This window comes from Gemmatimonadaceae bacterium (assembly GCA_020852815.1).
Classification (GTDB): Bacteria; Gemmatimonadota; Gemmatimonadetes; order Gemmatimonadales; family Gemmatimonadaceae; genus SCN-70-22.
On the sequence record JADZAN010000019.1, the window covers coordinates 94828 to 114189 of the forward strand.

Below are 19362 nucleotides of genomic sequence, written 5' to 3' on the forward strand. Positions count from 1 at the left end.
AGCGGTGCGCAGCGACGGTCCGGCGTTCACACGCCGCGCCCGGCGAGCATTCCGGCGCCGTCGTATATCAACGCCTCCGACGTGCGGATCACCACGCCGACCACCTCGCCGATCGCCGGTGCACGCTCACTCGCGGTGCGGAGCGTGGCGTCCTCGCCCGAGGCGAGCCTGACGTGCACGATGGTCTCGGGGCCGAGTGGCTCGACGAGGGACACCTCGCCGCGCGCGCCGTCGCCAGGCGCAACCAGGGCGAGGTGCTCGGGGCGCACGGCGAGCGTGGCGTCGGCCATTGGGGGGGCGGTGACGTGGACGGTCCACGCCCCCTCGAACGTCGCGCGCGCCGAGCCTGCGTCGGCGACGCGACCGCGAAAGCAGTTGATGGCCGGCGACCCGACAAACGACGCCACGACGAGCGTCGCCGGTGCGCGGTAGACCTCGAGCGGCGGGGCGAACTGTTCCACGCGCCCCCGGTGCATGACGGCGACGCGCTGCGCCATCGTCATGGCCTCGACCTGGTCGTGGGTGACGTGGATCATCGTCGTCCCCAGGCGCCGGTGCAGGCGCACCAGTTCGCCGCGCGTCTGGGCGCGGACCTGCGCGTCGAGATTGGAGAGCGGCTCATCGAAGAGGAAGACCGCGGGCTCTCGCACGATGGCGCGCGCGAGGGCGACACGCTGCCGCTGCCCACCCGACAGTTGCGCCGGCCGCCGATCGAGCAGTTCACCGATCCCTAACGATTCGGAGACGCGCGCGGTGCGTTGCGCGATCTCCCTCGCCTCGACACGCCGCATGCGCAGGCCGAAGCCGATGTTCTCCCGCACGGAGAGGTGCGGATAGAGCGCGTAGTTCTGGAAGACCATCGCGATGTCTCGGTCGCGCGGCGCCAGGTCGGTCACGTCGCGCGCGCCGATGTGGATGCGTCCGGCCGTTGGCGTCTCGAGCCCCGCGATCATCCGCAGCACCGTGGTCTTCCCGCACCCCGAGGGGCCCACGAGGACGGCGAACTCGCCATCGGCCACGTCGAGCGAGACGCCGTCGACGGCCGCCGCGCCTCCGCCGTCGAATCGCTTGGCGACGTCGGTGAGCCTAACGCCGGCCATCGGGACCGCCAGCGTGGGAGACGGTGATGACGTGCGGTGCGTCGTTATCCAGCATGACGGTCGCCACGCCATCGGCGTGGGCCAAGGCCACGGCGATCGCGTCGCCACTCTCGCGCTGCAGCGTGTACTCCACCGTCTCCTCCCCTGGTGCGCGGCGCATGGCGATCGAGAAGCGCGACGCGCCCACGCGCACGCCGTCCACCCGTGCCGCGCGCCACTCGGGCGGCCACTGCGGGGCCAGCGTGCAGCCACGTGCGCTGGCCATCGGTTGGATTCCCAGCATACCGTGCATGAAGGGGGCGATTGCCATGGCGGCGGACCACGCCTGGTCGGGACAAATCCCGGCGGCGGCGCCAGTGTCGCCGTCGAGCACCTCGTCAAAGGCGCCACGCTCTCGCAAGAACGCGCACGCCGCCACCGAGGCAAGATGTTGCCACCCCGCGCGCGCGTCGCCGCGGCGATACGACGCGAGCGACGCCCACCCGGTGTAGAGTGGCCAGACGGCGCCGCAATGGTAGCCCCGCGGACGGTATCGCGCATCGCTGGCGGGGATCATGCGCACGCCCCACGGTGTGGCGAAGTCGCTCGACGCGAGGGCGCGCACGACCGCGTCTCCCCCTGCGGTATCGTCGACGCCGAGCAGGACAGGGACGGCCGAGAGCGCCGTGAGGTCGGCGGCGGCGCTCCCGTCATCCGACAGCTGCAACACGACGCGCCCGGTCGCCGCGTCGCGCAGGCGCGACTCGAAGGCGCCGGTCGCGCGCGCCTGCGCATCCGCGATGCGATCGAAGAACTGGTGGTCGCCTACCAAACTGGCGAGCGGCGCCAGACGCCGCAGTGCATCGATCCAGATCGCCGCCACGTAGGACGTCACCGCGCCGCCTCCCAGCGGACCGGATTCGACCCACCCGTGCCCCACCCCGACGTTCTCCGGCAGGCCATCTCCATCGCGATCGGTGGCGACGACACGGTCGAAGGCGGCGCGCACGTGGTCCCAGAGCGCTCGCACCGTCGCCAGGTCGCCTGTCCACTCGGCGTACGCTGAGACAAAACGCAGCCAGAGCGGTGTCGAATCGGCAGCGTCGTAGTGCACCACGCCGCTCGTCGTGACCTCGTGCACGATCTTCCCCGTCACGTCGGCGGTGGCGGCGAGAAACTCGAGCGCGATGCGCGCTTCGCCGAACATCCCTGCGGCCAGCAGCGCGTCGCCGCACCAGCAGGCGTCGCGCCCGAAGAACCAGGCGTAACCGGGGCGCGAGTCGCCCCACCCCGGGCGCGAGGCGGCGTACCCCGCGACGAAGCCGCTCCCGATGCCGGGCACATCCACCACGCACGCCGCCAGGCGTGCCTTGGCCCACTCCCAGGCGGCGTCGAAGGCGACGGACGGCGTGGTGAGGCGCACCGTGGCCTGGCGCCGCTCGGCGTCGCGGCGCGATCGATCTTCGAGGACGACGTCCAGCGGCCGCTGCGCCAGCGCTGCCCACTCCGCCTGCAGCCGGGCGTCGCTGCCGGCCGAGGCAACAGCCGCCAGGCGCAACCCCCGCCCGGCGTGCCCAACCACCCGCAGCGCTGGTGCGGCCTCGTCCTCACTGGCGGTAACTTCAGCGGCGCCCGCCACCGCCAGCCGCAATCCGGCGCGGCGCTCGACCGCGGCGACGGACACGCAGTAACGGCCTTCCTCCGCACGCTGCACCGACATCGCGAGCGGTTGGAGCGCCTGGCCGGGAAAGGGCCACTGCAGCCGCAGCCGCAACGCGCCCTCGAGCACCAGCACTCCTCCCGCCGTCGCATCGAGCGGCGCGATGTCCAGGTGAATGATCGCGCGCGCCGCATCCGTGGCCACCACCTCGCGCCAGGCACGCGCGTTCGCGTCGCGCAACGTGCGCTCGACCCCGCCTGGCGTCACGCGCACCCTGGTCGCCGTCAAGGGGGCGCCGTCCACCGTCAGCCGCAACCCCTCCGAGAGGACGCACAACGGGTGCATCCACCACTCGCGCGACCCGTTCGCCTCATCGCCGACCACCAGCGTTCGTCGTCCGGCGACGGTGAACGGGGCGCCCTCCCGCGCGTCGCCTTCCATCTCCAGCACCGACGACAGCCGCGTCGCCGCGGGAGGCAGCGCCGGCACGCCCCCACCATCGCACATCGCCACCGCCGGCGCGCCGCGGCGTGGCCACGAGGACCGCCACCCTCCTGCACCACGCCCGCTGCGCCCCTGCGCGCAACCCTCAGCGCGCCCCTCCGCGCGGCGCCGAGCGCGATCGAGCGAGGCTATGGCGTTGTGGAGGTAGCGGTCCCGTTGCGCTGCGAACTGTTGGTCACGCGCGGCGAGGGCAACGTTGGCCCCCAGGCAGAGGATGCGCCCATTGCCCACGTCATACTCCCACGCCACCGCGGTGTCGGCATCCAGCCGCACGTACGCGCGGTCGACCGCGATCACGCGCCCGCGCGGCCAGTGCGGGGCGCGGAACACGGTGCGCGCGACTCCCTCCCCTTCCCTCGCCCGCCAGGTGAACGTGCCGCGTGGCAGCCCATCGAACAGCGGGTGCCGGCCCCACCCCTGCGCACCGCGGATGTGCGGATAGTCGGGCCAGTCACGGAACCCCTCATCCCACAGCGGGTCGTCGGCGTGGCGCCAGGCGGCGATGCGTTGCAGCTGTGGCGACTCGTCAGGCGCGCCCAGCGCCCCGGCCAGCGGCGTGGCCAGGGCGGTGAGAAGGAGCCCCCCGCCACCTGCAATCCACGACGACAGGGCATCGCGCCACGCGCTCGGGAGCGTCGGTACCGCCTGGCCGGCGTGGCACCACGCCACGTCATCGTCACCCAACGCGCCTGGCCGCGACTCGTCGAGCCGCTGCACCGCCCACGGCCACCCGCTCGCCGCCACCCACGCAGCCACCGAGTGCACCTCGGGATCGTCCCCCGCATCCGAGGCCGACGGCACGATCAGGACGAGGCGCATCAGCGCGGGATGACGATCGCTTCGCCCAGTCGCGTCATGCGCAATTGATCGTTGGCCGTCACCGTCACATACCCTCCGTCGAGGCGCACCGCGAGGTCCATGCCGGCCACGCGCACGCCGCGCAGCTCGAACGATTCGAGCTCCATCGGGATCGGATCGATCACGATCGCGTCGTCTCGCACGCGCACGCCGCAGGCATACTGGATGATGAGGTCGGCCACCCACGAATGCTGATAGTCGTCGATGCCGCGATAGACCGACGCCGCCCCGGTCAGCGGGTTGTAATGCTCGAAACAGTTAGGGCGATCGAGGTCCCCGTCGTGGAACATCATGCGGACGAAGCGCGGGAGAAACGCACCGGCCGCCGCGCGCAGTCGCGGGTGCGCGGCGTCGCCCCATCGTCCCAGTGCTTCCATGATGTGCGAGTTGGTCATGGGCCACACGCGCCCGTTCCATGGGCACACGTGCCGCTTGCCCTTCCACTCGGCGATCGCGTTGAACAACGGATCGTCCAGCGCCGACGACGGGACCGGGTACGCCGTCCAGAAGCGCGACGGATCCAGGAGGTTGCGCTCCAGCCCCGCCACGTGCTCCACTGTCGCGAGATCGGTGAAGTACGGATAGAAGCAGACCGCGGCCGCCACGCGCGTGCGCTGCATCGTGCGCGGGTCGACGTCGGAGAACATCGCCTGGCCCGGGTCCCACATCACCTCGCGCACGGCGCGCATGGTGCGCGCGGCGAGCGCCCGCCAACGCGACGACTCCTCCGCGACGCCGGCGCGCGCCGCCAGGCGCTCCAGGGCGCGAAAGAGCGCGTAGGCGTACACCGTGACGTCGATCCCCTTGAGGCGAATGCGGTTCTCCCATCCGTACGCATCCGCCCGGTCGTCCACCGCCTGGTAGCGCGACATGTACTCCTGCCCCGTCTCGTACTGATCGACCACGTCGATCATCCCCGTGGCATCGGCATCGCGCGTCGAGACGAGCCACTCCGCATGCTGCGCCAGCTTAGGGTACAGCTCGGCGACGAAGGGATCGTCGGGGTGTACCGCGTCGAGCGCCAGGAGCGCGTCGCCCCAGTTGGCGTGGTAGAAGTCGGTCCCTTGCAGGTGGTTGACGTAGATGCGCCCGTGAAGCGCCCCGTCGGGCTTGATGTGGTCGAAGATCGTGCGCAGTACCCCGCGGGCATGCGACGCGTCGCGCATCCAGCGCAGCTCGCGGGCGTGGCACTGCGCGCTGTACGTGATGGGCTCGTGGAAGAAACCGATCCCTTCGCAGACCGTCGGCCACCGGTAGTTGCCGATCCCGGGCTGGATGCTGTTGAGCCAGAGCCCGTACCAGCGGTACCAGTAGTAGCGCTCGAGATACGGGTCGGAGCAGGAAAAGGACGGGACGCTGGCGAAGAAGTCGCGCCACCGCCGGCGCGAGGCGCGGGCGAGCGGCATCGAGGCCGCGGCGCGCGGGGCCGGCGCGTGGTGGACGGCCCCCACGGTCGCGCCAACGGCGTCGCTCGCCAGCGGCGTGGGGGCGCCGCGAGCCGCAACGATGCGCGACGCGAGCGGTGTGGCCCCGCGCCCGCCGCGCAACGCATCGTCGGCCGCCGTCAGCCGCAACGCGAAGGCAAACGTCGCCTCGGTGGCCCGGCGGGGGAGCGCCGTGTGCACCGCCCCGTACAGCAGGCCCTTCGTATCGATCCCTTGCAGCCGCACCGCGCGCGAGAGCGACTCGGCCTCCCACTGCTCCGCAAACGGCGTCAGCCGCCAGTGCGGCTGCACCGCGCTCCGCTCGCTCAGCGTGGCCGACCAGCTCGACGCCTCGCCGATCGCCGCGAGCTCCATGCGCGCGCGAAGCTGGACATCGCGTCGATCGGTGGCGTGGCGGATCCAGGCGAGCGAACCGGCCCAGCCAACGGTGCGCAGCTCGAGCGACGACGTCTCCTGTATCGTCCACGCCACCGCATGCCACGACACCGGGTTCGGCGATCGCACGAACCATTCGCTGGCAAAGACGCCTCCCGGCTGCACCGAGCGAATCTCCGTCGCCGTTGCACCTCCCGGGAGGTCGTACGAGACGGTCAGGTCGGCCGGCGTCCATCGTCGCGAGCGCGCCACCAGCGGCAACTCGCGCCCGTCGTGGTCGAGGATGGTCACCGTGAACAGCGGCCCCACGGCATACTGGTAGATCTGGGCCTCGTCCCAGAATCCCGGCGCGTCGAGCCAGGTGGGAAACGGCGGGGCGAAGATGATGCCGTCGCCGCAGCCGAGGTACCACTTGTCAGCGCGGGCGAGCGCCTCGATGGGATCCATTGCGCGATCGCCTCGTCAGGCGAGCCTGGCGATCTCGGCGAGGATCTCGGCGTTGTCGCGTCGCTGCCCCGGCTGCGCCTCGACGTGCACCCATCGCAGCATCCCCGCCTTGTCGACCAGGAAGTACGCGCGATTGGCGACGAAGGATGGGAGCAGGACGCCGTACGCCGTCGACACCTCGCGCCGCAGGTCGCTCAACAGCGTCACCGGCATTTCGTACTTTGCCTTGTACTCGCGCAATGAGGGGACGTTGTCCACGCTGATCGGCAGGACGACGACGTCGCGGCCGCCGAATGCGCCGTAGTCGTCGCGAAACGAGCACATCTCGGTGGTGCACACCGAGGTGAAGGCGGCGGGAAAGAAGGCGAGGAGGACGTTCTGCTTTCCCCGGAACGACGAGAGCGTCACCGGCTCGCCCGCCGTGGACGGGAGCGTGAAATCGGGAGCGACCTCGCCAACGGCGGGGACGCGAGGCGTGGTGCTCGACGACATGTGCGGGGCGGATTTCAGGGTGAACGGCCGGGGGCAAGCTACGGAGCGCCCGGAGGGCGGGCAAGCAACGCGACCGCGGCGCGCAACGCCGCCAGCCGCGCCCCCTACCCCGTACGTCGCCCCACAGCGGCGGCGGGAGTCGCCAACCTCTGCGCATCCAACCCTACGATTCCCACCACACGCTCGAAGCGGGGATCGCTGCGCACCAGGTCGAAGACGGGCGAGGCCATCGATTCGTGCGCGAAGAAATCGTCGCGCGCTGCGGTGGCCCAGGTGAGGGCATCGATGGCCCAGTCCCTGTCGCCGAGCCCGAGGTAGACCTTGGCCAGCGCCGGATAGACGCCCGAGCGGCGCGTGTCGCGTTCCAGCCCCGCCACGATCGACTTTGCCTCGGACGTGCGCCCGGCGCGCGCCAGCGCATAGCCTAACGATCCGAGCACCGCGGGCGACTCTGCGTCGTCGCCACGAATCGCCTCCAGCATGCCAACGGCCTCGGTGGCGCGCCCCGCCTGCAGCAGGACGGTTGCCATGGCGAGCCGCGCCGCCGGCGACGTCGAGTCGCGCGCCAGGGCCACGCGCATCGTCTCCAGCGCCGCGGCGTGGTCACCGGCAATCCCTTGCGCGATGGCCAGCAGCCGCGCCGACTGTCCGCCGCCGGCGCGCCGCGACGCCTGCTGCAACCAGCGCACGGCGACCGGCACGTCGCCGTTAGCCAGGCGGTTCATCGCCAGCCACTGCATCGCCGTGACATTCGACGAGTCGAGCGCGATGGCACGCTCCAGCGCGCTGCGCCCCTCGGCCCAGCGCCATTCGAGCATGTGGATGTTGCCCAGCGCCGCGTACGCCGCCGAACTCGTCGAGTCCAGCGCCAAGGCACGCTGGGCGGCGAAGGTCGCCTTGTCGAGCGCATCGGCGCGTGCGCTGGCCGAGGTCGTGGGAAGGATGGAGTAGGCCTGCGCCAACTCCGCGTAGGCGCGCGCGAAGGCGGGGTCTCGGTTCACCGCCGACTCGAATGATGTGACCGCCCGTGCCAGCGACTCCGGCGTGCGCTTGGTGAGGAGATAGTGCCCGCGCAGGTAGTCGTTGTAGGCATCCGGGTCGCGCGCGCCATTCATGTCCAGCGACGCTCCCGCCCCCGCGTTCACGTCGCTGGAGACCGCCGACGCAATCTGCGAGGCGATGTCGGCCTGCACCGCCAGCAGGTCGCCGGTTGGGCGTTCATACACCTGCGACCAGGCGCTGAAACCGTCGCGCGCCGTCACGAGACGTACGGCAACGCGGATGCGATCGCCATTGCGCTGCACCGTCCCTTCCAGGAGGTAGGGGACGCCCAATCGGCGCGCGACCTCGGCCGTGGAACCGCCCGCCGCCTGCGCCGCCGCCGACGCACTCCGCGAGGCGACGCGCAACCCGGGAACGCGCGACAGTGCGCTCGTGATCTCGTCCGACATCCCGAGCGCGAGATAGGCGTCGCTGGAGTCGGGCGAGACGCTCACCATTGGCAGGACCGCCACCCCGGGAGGAAGCGCGGCGTCGGCGAATGACGGAGCTGTCGCCGACCCCGCCGCCACCCCTCCCTTCCCTTGCAACGCGATCACTGTGGCGACGATGGCCACGACGACCGCGGCGCCACCCATCCACCACCCCAGCGATGCGTGCCGCGCCGGTCGCGCCAGCGCACGCGCCGACGACGACGAGACCGCCCCGCTCACCACCGCCGGATCGTCGAGCACGGCGAGGATCGCCGCCGCATCCTGCGGACGGTGCGCCGGGTCCTTCTCCAGGCAGCGCATCACCAGGTCGGCCAGCACCGCCGGCGTCGTCGGGCGCAACCGCGTCAGCGCCTCCGGAGGCTCCACCAGGTGCGCCTGCATCGTCTCGCGCACCCCGCGCCCGGCAAACGGGACCTGCCCCGCCAGCATCTCGTACGCCATCACCCCCAGCGCGTACAGGTCGGCGCGGTGATCGGTCGTCGGGTCGCTCGCCACCTGTTCGGGCGCCATGTAGGCCGGCGTACCCAGCGACAGTCCCGCGCTGGTGAGCGTCCCGTGCGGATGGTCCTTCCGCGCGCGCGCGCTCGCCACCGCCTTGGCCACGCCGAAGTCGGCGACGATCGCCGCGCCGCCAGCCAGCAATACGTTGTCCGGCTTGATGTCGCGGTGCACGATCCCGCGTTCGTGCGCGAAGGCGAGCGCGCGCGCCACGTCGCGCAGGATGCTGACCGTGAGCGGGACGGAGAGCGCGCGCCCACTTGTGAGGCGCGCACGCAGCGACTCTCCCTCGACGAACGGCATCACGAAGTACGGCAAGCCGTCCGCATCGCCAGCTGCAATCACCCCCACGATGTTGGGATGTTGCAGCGTGGCCGACGTCAGGACCTCGCGGCGGAACCGCTCCCGCGACAGCCCCTCGGCAATGTCCTCGCGCAGCACCTTCACCACCACGTCGCGCGACAACGACCCCTCGTGCGCCACGAAGACGCGCGACATCCCGCCGCCGCCAATCTCCCGGTCGATGCGGTACGCGCCGCCGAGCGCGCGCTGCACGCGCTCGGCGACGCTGTCGGTGCCGGGTGGTGGGGAGGGGGGATTCGTCATGATGTGCTTCTTCGACACCCGTACGGCGCCAAGGGATTGCCGGATTCCAACCACCCCCGATTGCGCACACGTAGGGCGTTGGCCGCTGGAACTGTCGCGGTGAGCGGCGACAGATTCCCTACACGCACCCGCGCCCCCCGATCCCGTGGATCGAAGGGCGCGTGGAGTTCATCCAATGGCGAGCGCGACGGCAGAACAAGACGCGACACACGGCGATGGAGCGGAGGGGAATCGAACCCCTGACCTCATGCTTGCAAAGCACGCGCTCTCCCAACTGAGCTACCGCCCCGGTGCACGGGGCAATATATCCGACCGACCGCAGCCGAGGAAACCGCAATGATCCCCGCTGGCCAAAGCCTCACGCTCCGCTGCCAATTCTGCCAGACCTGGAACCGCGTCGACGGAACGCGCGCCGCCGAGCGCCCCAAGTGCGGGAAATGCGCACGCTTCATCCTGCTCGATCGCCCGTTCACGCTGTTCGAGGACACCTTCGAGCGGACGATTCGCGAGTCCGAACTCCCGGTGTTGGTCGACTTCTACGCCGATTGGTGCGGCCCCTGCAAGATGATGGCGCCGGCGGTAGACGAACTGGCGGCGCGACACGCGGGGAATGCGCTCGTCGCCAAGCTCAACACCGATCACGCGCCCAACACGTCGGGGGCGTTCAATATCCGCGGGATCCCGACCAGCATCGTCTTCAAGGGCGGTCAGGAAGTGGCGCGCCAGAGTGGGGCGCTCCCGCTGTCCGGGCTCGAACAGCTCCTCCAACAAGCGCGAGGCAACGCCGCCTAACGCGTTGCGACGCAAGCACTCACGAGACGCAGGCTGCACTGGTTTCGCAGCCACTCCCACTCCACGCCGACTCACGACCGCCATGCCGCAGCGCCCTTCTTCCCCGCCCCGCACCAGCAACACCGCCACCAACATCGCCACCAACATCGCCACCAACACCGCCGTGCAGCGCCGCTCCTTCCTCGCCCGCGTTGGAGCAGGGCTCGCCGCCTTCTCCGCCGCCGCGGCCGCCCCTTCGGTGGCCCCGTCTGTCGCGCTGGCCCAACCCGTCACTCCCGGCGGCGCCAACGCGCAAGGGAGCGGCTTCCAACCGGCGCGACACGCGCAGGACGACTGGTTCGATCAGATCCCCGGGGTGCATCGCTTCTTCTTTGACGCGACTTCGCCCACCGGCGTGGGTGACGCGATCACCTTCGCCAGCAACTACTACGTCGCCAACAAGTCGGGGTACGGGCTCGAGGCCAAGGACCTGGCGGTGGTCATCTGCCTGCGTCACTGGGCCACGCCGTTCGCCTTCTCGGACGAGATGTGGGCCAAGTACGGCGCAGCGCTCGCCGAGCGCATCAAGTTCGCCGATCCCCGGACCAAGGCGGTCCCCACCGCCAACGTGTACCAGGCCGACGACTACGGACCGCTCCTCACCAACCGCGGCACGACGCTCGACGCGATGATCAAGCGCGGAACGCACTTCGCCGTCTGCGACATGGCCACGCGCGCCTTTGCCGGCATCGCCGCAACGAAGACGGGGGGGAAGGCGGAGGACATCTACCAGGAACTCAAGGGGACCGCGATCCGCAACGCGCACTTCATGGCCGCGGGAATCGTCGCCGTCAATCGGGCACAGGAGCGCGGATACTCGCTGCAGTACATCGGGTAAGGGCAAACGGAAGACGGGGACGGGCGACAGCGTTCAGTCGTCGCCCCCCCCACACGCAAGCGGGCCCGGAGATCATCTCCGGGCCCGCTCGTCCCCAGCCTTCGCTGGGGCAGGCTTCTCGTCCTCTCGTCCCCAGCCTTCGCTGGGGCAGGCTTCTCGTCTTCTCGTCTTCTCGCAGCGAAGCGAAGCAACCTACTCGTGCGCCGGGAGCGGCTCCATCGTCTTCGCGTCCACCGGGACCTGCATCTCGTCGCGGTGCTTGGACGTCATCCACACCACGCGCATGCGCGGGAAGGCGTCCATGAAGCTGAGGTAGCAGAAGCCCCACAGCCCCAGGTAGCCGAGCGTCGTCCCGATCTCCCAGATGCCAAACGGCGCCGTGGTGACGGTCTGGACATAGATGGGCGGATAGATCTCGAGGTAGCGGTGCAGCCAGATCCCGATCATCGAGCAGGCCGCGAAGAAGCTCATGGTCGGGAAGAAGAGCTTCGGTGCCTTGCCCAGCAGGCCGAAGAACGGCGCGAGGAAGGCGAGGAAGACGACCGCCACGCTCAGGTTGGTCCACGGCTGAATGAGGGAGAGGCGCAGGCGATGCGTTTCCTCACCCCAGTTGCCGTACCAGATGACCAGGTACTGCGAGAAGGTCAGGTAGCCCCAGAACGCGGTGAAGGCAAAGCACAGCTTGCCGATGTCGTGGAAGTGCGTCTCGGTGATGACGGCGTCGGCGCCCATGTAGTCGCGCCACCAGCGCACGATGAGCGCGAAGCACATCAGCATGACGAGCCAGCCACCCATGAACACCTGCCACCCCCACATCGTCGACTGGAAGTGGTAGTCCATCGACATCGACAGGTCCCAGGCCAGGACCGTCCAGCCGAAGCCGAACGTGAGGGCGAGGAAGACCGCGAGCTTTCCCTGCAGCGAGTGTGTGGAGTGCAGCTCGCGGCGTTCCTCGCCGAAGCCGCGACGCATCCCGTCGCGCAGTCCCTTGGCCCACCCCGCGCCCCACTCGGGGAGGAGGCCGACGTCCACGCGCACCGACGTGTAGATGTACCACACGCTCAGCACGGTGAGGAGGCCGAAGACGACGAGGTCCCGGACCACGAAGAAGGTCGGTTCCAGCCACTTGGCCTTCTCGGGAACGGCGATCGTCTCGTGCATCCACGGGAAGATGTGCCCCTTTCCTGCCAGCAGCGTGACGAGCAGGAGAACGAACGCCACGGGGAGGAAGGCGACGAACCCTTCCACGAGGCGGATCACCGCGCGCGACCAGCGCGCCGTGGTGATGCGCTGCACCGCGGCCAGCATCACCCCCGCCGACGACGGGATCGTGAAGAAGAGCCAGTTGACGTGGAAGGCCTGCCACGCGCGGTCTTCACCCATGACCGCGCCGGCGATGAAGATGCCGAACCCGATGACCGCGAGGACGAGCGAGATCGTCTTGAGATTCTTCGGGACCGGCTTGCCCTGGATCATGGTGACCAGGTCCTGCCGGGACGGCGTATGTGCTCCGTGATGTGCGCTCACTCGTGTTCTCCCGTCTTCGCGGGGTGCGCCGCCCCTTCAGTCGTCGTCGATTCCGCCGGCCTCGCTTCGGCCGGGCGCGCCGTCACACCCGACGTCCCGTACAGCGACGCCGGCACGTGCGGCACCCAATGGTTAGGACCCAGCACCGTGGCGCCCGGGACCTTGTTGCCATTCACCCCGGGCAGGGCAATCGGGCCCGTCGCGAACTTCACGTCGGTCACCTTCCCCTGCAGCGCGCGGAGGTAGTTGACCACGTCCCACCGATCGGACTCCTCGATGCGGTTGTACGACGGCATGAGGCCACGCCCGTTGCGCATCATCCCGAAGATGTAGCCATCGGTGCGGTTCTTGGTCATGTCCATCACGATGTTGATGGGGGGGACGCCGTAGCGCATCGTCTTCCCCATCCCGTCGCCCTTGTCGCCGTGACAAACGGCGCAATTGATCTGGTAGTACAGGTGCCCGTTGGCCAGCGACGCCTCGGTCACCGGCGTCGGGTTCTGCGCCAGCATCCCGATCGTGTCGATCTGGAACGGGAGGTTCTGGTAGGAGACCTGCATCGCGCTCACCGCGGTCCCCGAGCGCGGCACCGACCCCTGCGGCGCCCCTCGCACCGACTTGAGGATGGAGTCCTGTTCCCAGGTGGTCACCATCGGCATGCGCTTGAAGTCGGTGAACCACTCGCACGCCGTGAGCGACAGGATCGCCGGGGCGATGAGGATCGTCCGACGGAGTCCGCGAATGACTGGCATCGAGCTCTCGTCCTCTCGTCTTCTCGTCTTCTCGTCTTCTCGAATCATCACGATTCCCCCCGCACGTCGACCGCGCCAAACTTGCGCAGCGTCGCTTCGGCTTCCTTGAGGCGATCGGGCGCTGCCTCGACGTAGATGCCGTAATCGCCATGCGTGAAGCGCGGGTCGAACCCCGTGGTCGCCGTGATCTTGGGGATCCGCGAGTGAATGAACATCGCCGCCACCGTCGTGAGCGCCCCGACCAGCACCATCACCTCGAAGCCGATGATGGTGTACGGGATCCAGCTCCCGATCGCCTTGCCCCCCACGACCATCGGCCAGTACTCGGACGTCCAGATCGGGATCCAGTACCCGAAGGTCACGCCCAGGAGGCCGGCAATGAGTGTGTAGCGCCGCACCGGCGACATCGGCGGCTCGAGCGCGTGCTCGATCTCGTGCCGCGGCGTCGGCGTGTACACGGTGAAATCGTACTTGGCCTTCTTCAGCGCCACGATCGCGTCGCACGTGGCGTCGAGTTCCCGAAACGCTGCTACCAGTCCGCGCCGCATCAGTCGTGTTCTCCCGGCGTTTCCGTGCCATAGGGGAGGTGGTGCCCTTCCGTGTCGATCCCGTGCCCGCGCGCATGGCTGCGCAGCCTGGGCGGCACGACTTCCTTCACCTCGGCAATCGCCACCACGGGCAACTGCTTGATGAAGAGGAGGAACCACATGAAGAACCAGCCGAACGACCCCACGAGGATCGCCATGTCGACCCAGCTCGGCGCGTACGTCCCCCACTGCCACGGCTCGAACTCATGCGAGAGCGAGGGGACGATGATGACGAAGCGCTCGAACCACATCCCGATGTTGATGAAGATCGAGAGGATCCACAGCCAACTGGGGTTGCGGCGCAGCTTCTGCGAGAAGAGCGACAGCGGGAAGATCATGTTGCACGTCAGCATGATCCACGCGGCCCACCACCACTCGCCGAAGACGCGGTTCCAGAAGTAGTCCTGCTCGACCTTCACGCCCGAGTACCAGGCGATGAAGAACTCGATCAGGTACGCGCACCCGACCACCATCGACGTGAAGAGGCAGAGCTTGGCCGCCGCGTCGAGATGGTTGATGGTGACGTAGTGCTGCAGCTTGAAGAACTTCCGGATGGGGATGATGATCGTGAACACCATCCCGATCCCCGAGAAGATCGCGCCGGCCACGAAGTAGGGCGGGAAGATCGTCGCGTGCCACCCCGGCGTGAGCGCCATGGCGAAGTCGAACGACACGACCGAGTGCACCGAGAGCACCAGCGGCGTCGAGAAGGCCGCCAGGAACAGGTACATCTTCATGAAGTGACGCCACTCCGGCTCGGAGTTCCGCCACCCCAGCGACATGACCGCCAGGATCCGCTTGCGCACCGGGTTGGTCTCCCGGTCACGGAGCACCGCGATGTCGGGAATGAGTCCCACGTAAAGGAACGTCGCCGACACGGTGAGGTACGTCGAGATGGCGAACACGTCCCACACCAGCGGCGACTTGAAGTTCGGCCACAGCAGGCGCCAGTTGGGGTACGGCACCAGCCAGAAGAACTTCCACGGGCGCCCGATGTGGATGATCGGGAAGAGCCCCGCCGTCATGACCGCGAACACGGTCATCGCTTCGGCGCATCGATAGATCGTCGTGCGGAAGCCGGCGCGGAACAGGAAGAGGATCGCCGAGATCAGCGTCCCGGCGTGGCCGATACCGACCCAGAAGACGAAGGTGATGATGTACACGCCCCACATCACCGGCGGCGCATACCCCGCGTTCCCGAGCCCCCAGTAGATCTGGTAGATCCACGTCGCGGCTCCCATCAGGAAGAGCGCCACCGCCACCCCAAAGGCGGCGAACCACCCCTTGGTCGGCTTGAGCGTCCCGATGATCTCGTTGTCGACCTGCTCGTAGTCCCGGACCCCCGGGAGCTGCACGTCGGCCGACGCGATGTTCGGCCGCAGCGGTTCAGCGAAGGAGGCCATTATGCCGCACCTCCCGCCGGATGATTGACGCGCTTCAAGTAGACCACCGCGGTGTAGGTACTCAGTTCCTCGAACACGTGGTAGGCGCGCGCATCGAGCGCCGCCTTGGCCACCGACCAGCTCTCGTCGGCCGCGTCACCGAAGACGATGGCCTTGGACGGGCACGCCTGCGCGCACGCCGTCGTGAACTCGTCGGCCTTCAATTCGCGCCCCTCGACCTTGGCCAGGTTCTCCGCCTCGCGGATGCGCTGCACGCAGAACGAACACTTCTCCATCACGCCCTTGCCGCGGACGGTCACGTCCGGGTTGAGCTGCAGGTGCAACGGCTCGGGGAAGGCGTACTGGCGACGCTCCTTCTCGCCGTACCCGTGCCAGTTGTAGTAGCGCACCTTGTAGGGGCAGCCGTTGGAGCAGTAGCGCGTGCCGACACAACGGTTGTAGACCTGCACGTTGAGACCGTCAGGTGCATGATACGTCGCATACACCGGGCACACCGGCTCGCACGGCGCGTTGCCGCAGTGCTGGCACATCATCGGGACGAAGCGCGCCTCGAAGTCGCTCGAGCCGTCCTCCCCACCCTCGAAGTACCGCTCGATGCGCAACCAGCTCATCTCGCGCCCCTTGAGGATGTTCGCGCCGGGACGCGTATCCCATGCACTGTCGTCCGAGGCCGAACCGGGGCGCAGCGACCGACCCTGCCAGCGCGCCCCCACGGTCGGGATGTTGTTCTCGGCGTAACACGCCGTGACGCAGGCCGAGCACCCCGTGCACCGCGCGAGGTCGATGGTCATCGCCCAACGGCGCTTGGCCATCCCGCTCCAGTGCTTGGGGTCGTACATCCCAAGGTCCTTCGCCGTCGAGTCCGTGAGATCACCCTGCGCATCCGCCGCCAGCGGCGAGCGGAGCCCGGGAAGGAACTCGTGCGACGCGTCGCCCGGGAACTTGTGCTCCTCTTCCTTGAAGCGCCCCGCCACGACGTCGGCCACGGTGAGCGCCTGCGCGATGCCGCGCCCGTGCTGGCGCGCCGAGCCCTCGGTCGTGATCAAGTCGGACCGCTCGCCCGCCTTGCTGACCTTGGCCCTCGACTGCGTGAGCGCGAGGGCGCCGGCACCATTGTACGTCCCGCCTAACGCGCCGAGCGCGTTGATGCCGATGTCCTTCGCATACCGCCCGTAGGCGGTGTGCCCCTGCCCCAGCGCCACGGCAACGGTGTCCTGCCGGATGCCCAGGTAGATGAAGGCCGGCGCCGTGATGCTCCCGGCCGCCGTCTGCACCGTCACGTGATCGCCCGCCACGACGCCGAGCTTCTTCGCCGTCGCCGGGTGCAATTCGATCCACGACTGCCACACGACCTTGGCCACGGGATCGGGGAGTTCCTGCAGCCACGGCTTGTTGGCCCCGGCACCGGTACCGAGCACCGCGTGCGGATACGTGACCAGGAAGTACTCGCCGTCACCGCCGATCGCCGCCGGCGCATCGGCCGAGAGCGACACGCTGGCCGTCCCCGAGGCGCGCGGGGCGATGCTGCCGTTGGACATCCCGTTGCTGAGCGCCTGCGTGAAGGCCGACGTCCCACCGGCGAAGTTGGCAATGAGGTAGTCGCGGTAGCTCTTCCACGGGAAGCGCGCCGACACCGTGGGGTCGCCCTGCGCAACCGCCAGCAGCACATCGGACGTGGCCTTGGTGTCGAAGATGCGCTCCATCACCGGCTGCTGGAGCGAGACGATCCCCGGCTTGGCCGGCGCGTCGCCCCACGACTCCAGCGCGTGATCGCTCGGGAGGACGAGGTCGCACAGCTCGCTCGTCTCGTCCGGATAGCAGGAGAACGACACCTTGAACGGGATCTTCGCCATCGCCTCGGCGAACTTCACCGACTTGGGTGTGTCGTAGGCCGGGTTGACGCCGCGGACGAAGAGAAGCGGAACGCTCCCTGCCTCGGCCTGGCGCGCGACCTCGGCGATGCGCGCCGCCCCAACCACGCCGTCGAAGCCACTCAGCGGCTCGCCCGGCTTCACCGTCACGCCGACGTTGCCGGCCGCCTTGTTGATCTCGGCGGCGAGCGTCGCCACCACGCCAGCGTTAGGCGTGGAGACACCGGAGAGGACCAGGCTCGGGCGCGCCGAGCGCAGTTCATCGGCCAGGCGCTGCAGCGTCGCCTCGGTGACGCCGGAGGCGTCGGAGGCCTCCTTCACCGTGGCGCCGCCCGCACCACCAACGGCGGCAAGGAGCGCCCTGGCAATGGCGTCCTCGCTCCCCGGCTTGCAGGCAATCCACTCGTCGGCGTTGAGCCCGGTGAGCGAACGGCGCGGGCCGACATAGATGAAGCGCGGCGCGTGCTGCAGCCTGGCGCGGGCATCGGCAAAGGCCAGTTGCATCGGGACCGAGGCCTCGCGCCCATCCAGGAAGTCGGCGCCTAACGAAATCACCAGCGAGGCCGCCGACATGTCGACGCCGGGCATCGCCGTTCCGTAGGCCGCGACATTGGCCGCACGCAGCGCCAGGTCGGCGCCCGAGTCGTATTGCAGCTGCGGGCCCAGGCCGAGCGCGCCGAGCCACGTGTCCACGAAGGCACCAAACGAACCGCCGTCCTGTTCGGTAAGGAAGACGGCGTTCTGCCCACGCCCCGTAGCCTTGGCCTCGCCGATCTTCTGGCGCAGGAGGGCAAGCCCCTTGTCCCACGTGGTGGGGACGAGCTTGCCCCCCTCGCGAACGAGCGGCTGCCGGTAGCGATCGGGATTGTAGAGCCCCTGCAGCGCCGACTGCCCGCGCGCGCACAATGCGCCGCGGTTCACCGGATGATCCGGATTCCCCTCGAGCTTGATGGCGCGCCCGTCGCGCACCTCGGCCACCACGCCGCACGCCGTCGCGCACTCGCGGCAGGTGGTGCTGTAATAGGTCGAGACCCCCGGGACCGTCTGGTCTGGCGAGACCAGGTACGGAATCAGCTTCTCGACCTTCTCCTGGCTACACCCGATAGTGGTCGTCACGGCGCTGGCGGCGCCCAGGACCTTGAGGAACTCGCGGCGCTTGACGCCCGCGGACCCCGTCGACTGGCTCATGCAGTGCTTCCTCGATCGTCGAGACGAACCGCGGCGCTTGGGTCCTGAACCGTCAGGGCCGGCACTCGCGGCGGCGGCGATGCTACGTGACTAGTAGTGGCAGATGGCGCAGTCGTACCGCGCCTTCTTCGGGGGCTCGTTGGCGACCGCCTTCGCGCCCACCGTGTCACCGGCAGCCAACAGCCCATCACTGAGCTTGTAGCCGTCCACGTGACACCGCACGCACCACCCCATGTTGAGCGACGCAACCTGCGACACCTGCGCCATGTTCTGCACGGCACCGTGGCACGTCTGGCACGTCACCCCCGCACTCACGTGCCGCATGTGCGGGAAGTGCACGTACTCGGGGACCTTGTGGATGCGCTCCCAGGGAATGCCCTGCCACTTATCCGGCTGCCCGGGAGGGGCGAGCTTGAGCAGCTTCGTGAGTTCCGCGCTCACGCGTGCCGGCTTGCCATCCATGGCCGGGCGATTCGGGCCGACCACCGTATGGCAGCCCATGCACGTGCCCACCGCCGGTAGCCCGGGATCGGGCGACTTGTTGGCGCTGTAGTGGCAATAGAGGCAGTTCATCCCCAGCGTCTGGACGTGCACCGGATGAGGGAACTGGATCGGCTGCACGGGGGAGAACCCCTGCGACGACGACGCGCCGCTATACGCCGAGAGGAGGGTCGCCGCCGCCGCGATGGCGAAGAACGCCGGAACGAGCGTCCACTTGCGCCTGCTCGTCATCGAGTCCTGAGGTGGAGGGAAGCCGACTGATTGACTCGGCCTTGTGAATCATTTCACAAGAATCCGAAACAGCGGCGAAAAATGACCACGCCGATGCCTACGTGCAAGAGTGGGGAACGCTGAGCGTTGCCCCGTTTCGCGCTCGTCAGGCACCAGCCGCGCCCCCGCATCTTGGC

The 19362-nt window shown here is 69.0% G+C and carries 13 protein-coding genes and 1 tRNA gene; 2 read left to right on the forward strand and 12 right to left on the reverse strand.

Annotated features, from left to right (window positions below; all coding sequences use genetic code 11):
• Positions 1-26 precede the first annotated feature (26 nt).
• The 6 genes from ugpC to IT359_11400 all read right to left on the reverse strand — a co-directional run bounded on the left by ugpC (position 27) and on the right by IT359_11400 (position 9746).
• Positions 27-1100 (reverse strand): sn-glycerol-3-phosphate ABC transporter ATP-binding protein UgpC, encoded by a 1074-nt coding sequence (gene ugpC / locus IT359_11375; protein ID MCC6929581.1) that lies wholly within the window; start codon positions 1098-1100, stop codon positions 27-29.
• Complete coding sequence (locus IT359_11380) at positions 1087-4062, reverse strand: hypothetical protein (protein MCC6929582.1); 2976 nt, start codon at positions 4060-4062, stop codon at positions 1087-1089. Before IT359_11380 ends, ugpC begins: the two co-directional genes overlap by 14 nt.
• Positions 4062-6368: a hypothetical protein gene (locus IT359_11385; protein ID MCC6929583.1), complete on the reverse strand. Its 2307-nt coding sequence runs from the start codon at positions 6366-6368 to the stop codon at positions 4062-4064. The genes IT359_11380 and IT359_11385 overlap by 1 nt, the downstream gene beginning before the upstream one ends.
• 15 nt (positions 6369-6383) lie before the next feature.
• A complete protein-coding gene (locus tag IT359_11390; GenBank protein MCC6929584.1) occupies positions 6384-6860 on the reverse strand; it encodes a redoxin domain-containing protein in 477 nt (158 codons plus the stop codon).
• Between the two features lie 104 nt (positions 6861-6964).
• Positions 6965-9457, reverse strand: coding sequence for a protein kinase (locus IT359_11395; protein ID MCC6929585.1), 2493 nt, complete (start codon positions 9455-9457; stop codon positions 6965-6967).
• 216 nt (positions 9458-9673) lie between these two features.
• Positions 9674-9746 (reverse strand) — tRNA-Ala (locus tag IT359_11400).
• A gap of 47 nt (positions 9747-9793) precedes the next feature.
• On the opposite strand from IT359_11400, the gene trxA reads away from it, so the two are divergent.
• On the forward strand, positions 9794-10249 hold the full coding sequence (trxA, locus tag IT359_11405) for a thioredoxin (GenBank protein ID MCC6929586.1): 456 nt from the start codon (positions 9794-9796) through the stop codon (positions 10247-10249).
• A gap of 82 nt (positions 10250-10331) precedes the next feature.
• Positions 10332-11126 carry a hypothetical protein gene (locus tag IT359_11410; protein MCC6929587.1) on the forward strand — a complete coding sequence of 265 codons (795 nt, stop codon included), beginning with the start codon at positions 10332-10334 and terminating at the stop codon, positions 11124-11126.
• Between the two features lie 192 nt (positions 11127-11318).
• Here the strand turns inward: IT359_11410 and IT359_11415 are convergent, their stop codons facing one another.
• The 6 genes from IT359_11415 to IT359_11440 form a co-directional block, all read right to left on the reverse strand.
• Positions 11319-12653 (reverse strand): hypothetical protein, encoded by a 1335-nt coding sequence (locus IT359_11415; protein ID MCC6929588.1) that lies wholly within the window; start codon positions 12651-12653, stop codon positions 11319-11321.
• The gene (locus tag IT359_11420) at positions 12650-13405 is read right to left on the reverse strand and encodes a cytochrome c (protein ID MCC6929589.1); all 756 of its coding nucleotides are present in this window, start codon (positions 13403-13405) and stop codon (positions 12650-12652) included. Before IT359_11420 ends, IT359_11415 begins: the two co-directional genes overlap by 4 nt.
• 47 nt (positions 13406-13452) lie before the next feature.
• Complete coding sequence (locus IT359_11425; protein ID MCC6929590.1) at positions 13453-13953, reverse strand: DUF3341 domain-containing protein; 501 nt, start codon at positions 13951-13953, stop codon at positions 13453-13455.
• Complete coding sequence (gene nrfD, locus IT359_11430; GenBank protein ID MCC6929591.1) at positions 13953-15395, reverse strand: polysulfide reductase NrfD; 1443 nt, start codon at positions 15393-15395, stop codon at positions 13953-13955. The genes IT359_11425 and nrfD overlap by 1 nt, the downstream gene beginning before the upstream one ends.
• Entirely contained in the window at positions 15395-18454 is a 3060-nt protein-coding gene (locus tag IT359_11435; protein ID MCC6929592.1) for a 4Fe-4S dicluster domain-containing protein, read from the reverse strand. Before IT359_11435 ends, nrfD begins: the two co-directional genes overlap by 1 nt.
• A gap of 90 nt (positions 18455-18544) precedes the next feature.
• On the reverse strand, positions 18545-19186 hold the full coding sequence (locus IT359_11440; protein MCC6929593.1) for a cytochrome c3 family protein: 642 nt from the start codon (positions 19184-19186) through the stop codon (positions 18545-18547).
• Between the last annotated feature and the right edge of the window lie 176 nt (positions 19187-19362).

Coding starts and splice junctions, on each gene's coding strand:
- IT359_11435 (MCC6929592.1), bottom strand. CDS start 18,454: ATGAGCCAGTCGACGGGGTCCGCGGGCGTCAAGCGCCGCGAGTTCCTC.
- ugpC (MCC6929581.1), bottom strand. CDS start 1,100: ATGGCCGGCGTTAGGCTCACCGACGTCGCCAAGCGATTCGACGGCGGA.
- trxA (MCC6929586.1), top strand. CDS start 9,794: ATGATCCCCGCTGGCCAAAGCCTCACGCTCCGCTGCCAATTCTGCCAG.
- IT359_11380 (MCC6929582.1), bottom strand. CDS start 4,062: ATGCGCCTCGTCCTGATCGTGCCGTCGGCCTCGGATGCGGGGGACGAT.
- IT359_11440 (MCC6929593.1), bottom strand. CDS start 19,186: ATGACGAGCAGGCGCAAGTGGACGCTCGTTCCGGCGTTCTTCGCCATC.
- IT359_11410 (MCC6929587.1), top strand. CDS start 10,332: ATGCCGCAGCGCCCTTCTTCCCCGCCCCGCACCAGCAACACCGCCACC.
- nrfD (MCC6929591.1), bottom strand. CDS start 15,395: ATGGCCTCCTTCGCTGAACCGCTGCGGCCGAACATCGCGTCGGCCGAC.
- IT359_11425 (MCC6929590.1), bottom strand. CDS start 13,953: ATGCGGCGCGGACTGGTAGCAGCGTTTCGGGAACTCGACGCCACGTGC.
- IT359_11420 (MCC6929589.1), bottom strand. CDS start 13,405: ATGCCAGTCATTCGCGGACTCCGTCGGACGATCCTCATCGCCCCGGCG.
- IT359_11395 (MCC6929585.1), bottom strand. CDS start 9,457: ATGACGAATCCCCCCTCCCCACCACCCGGCACCGACAGCGTCGCCGAG.
- IT359_11385 (MCC6929583.1), bottom strand. CDS start 6,368: ATGGATCCCATCGAGGCGCTCGCCCGCGCTGACAAGTGGTACCTCGGC.
- IT359_11390 (MCC6929584.1), bottom strand. CDS start 6,860: ATGTCGTCGAGCACCACGCCTCGCGTCCCCGCCGTTGGCGAGGTCGCT.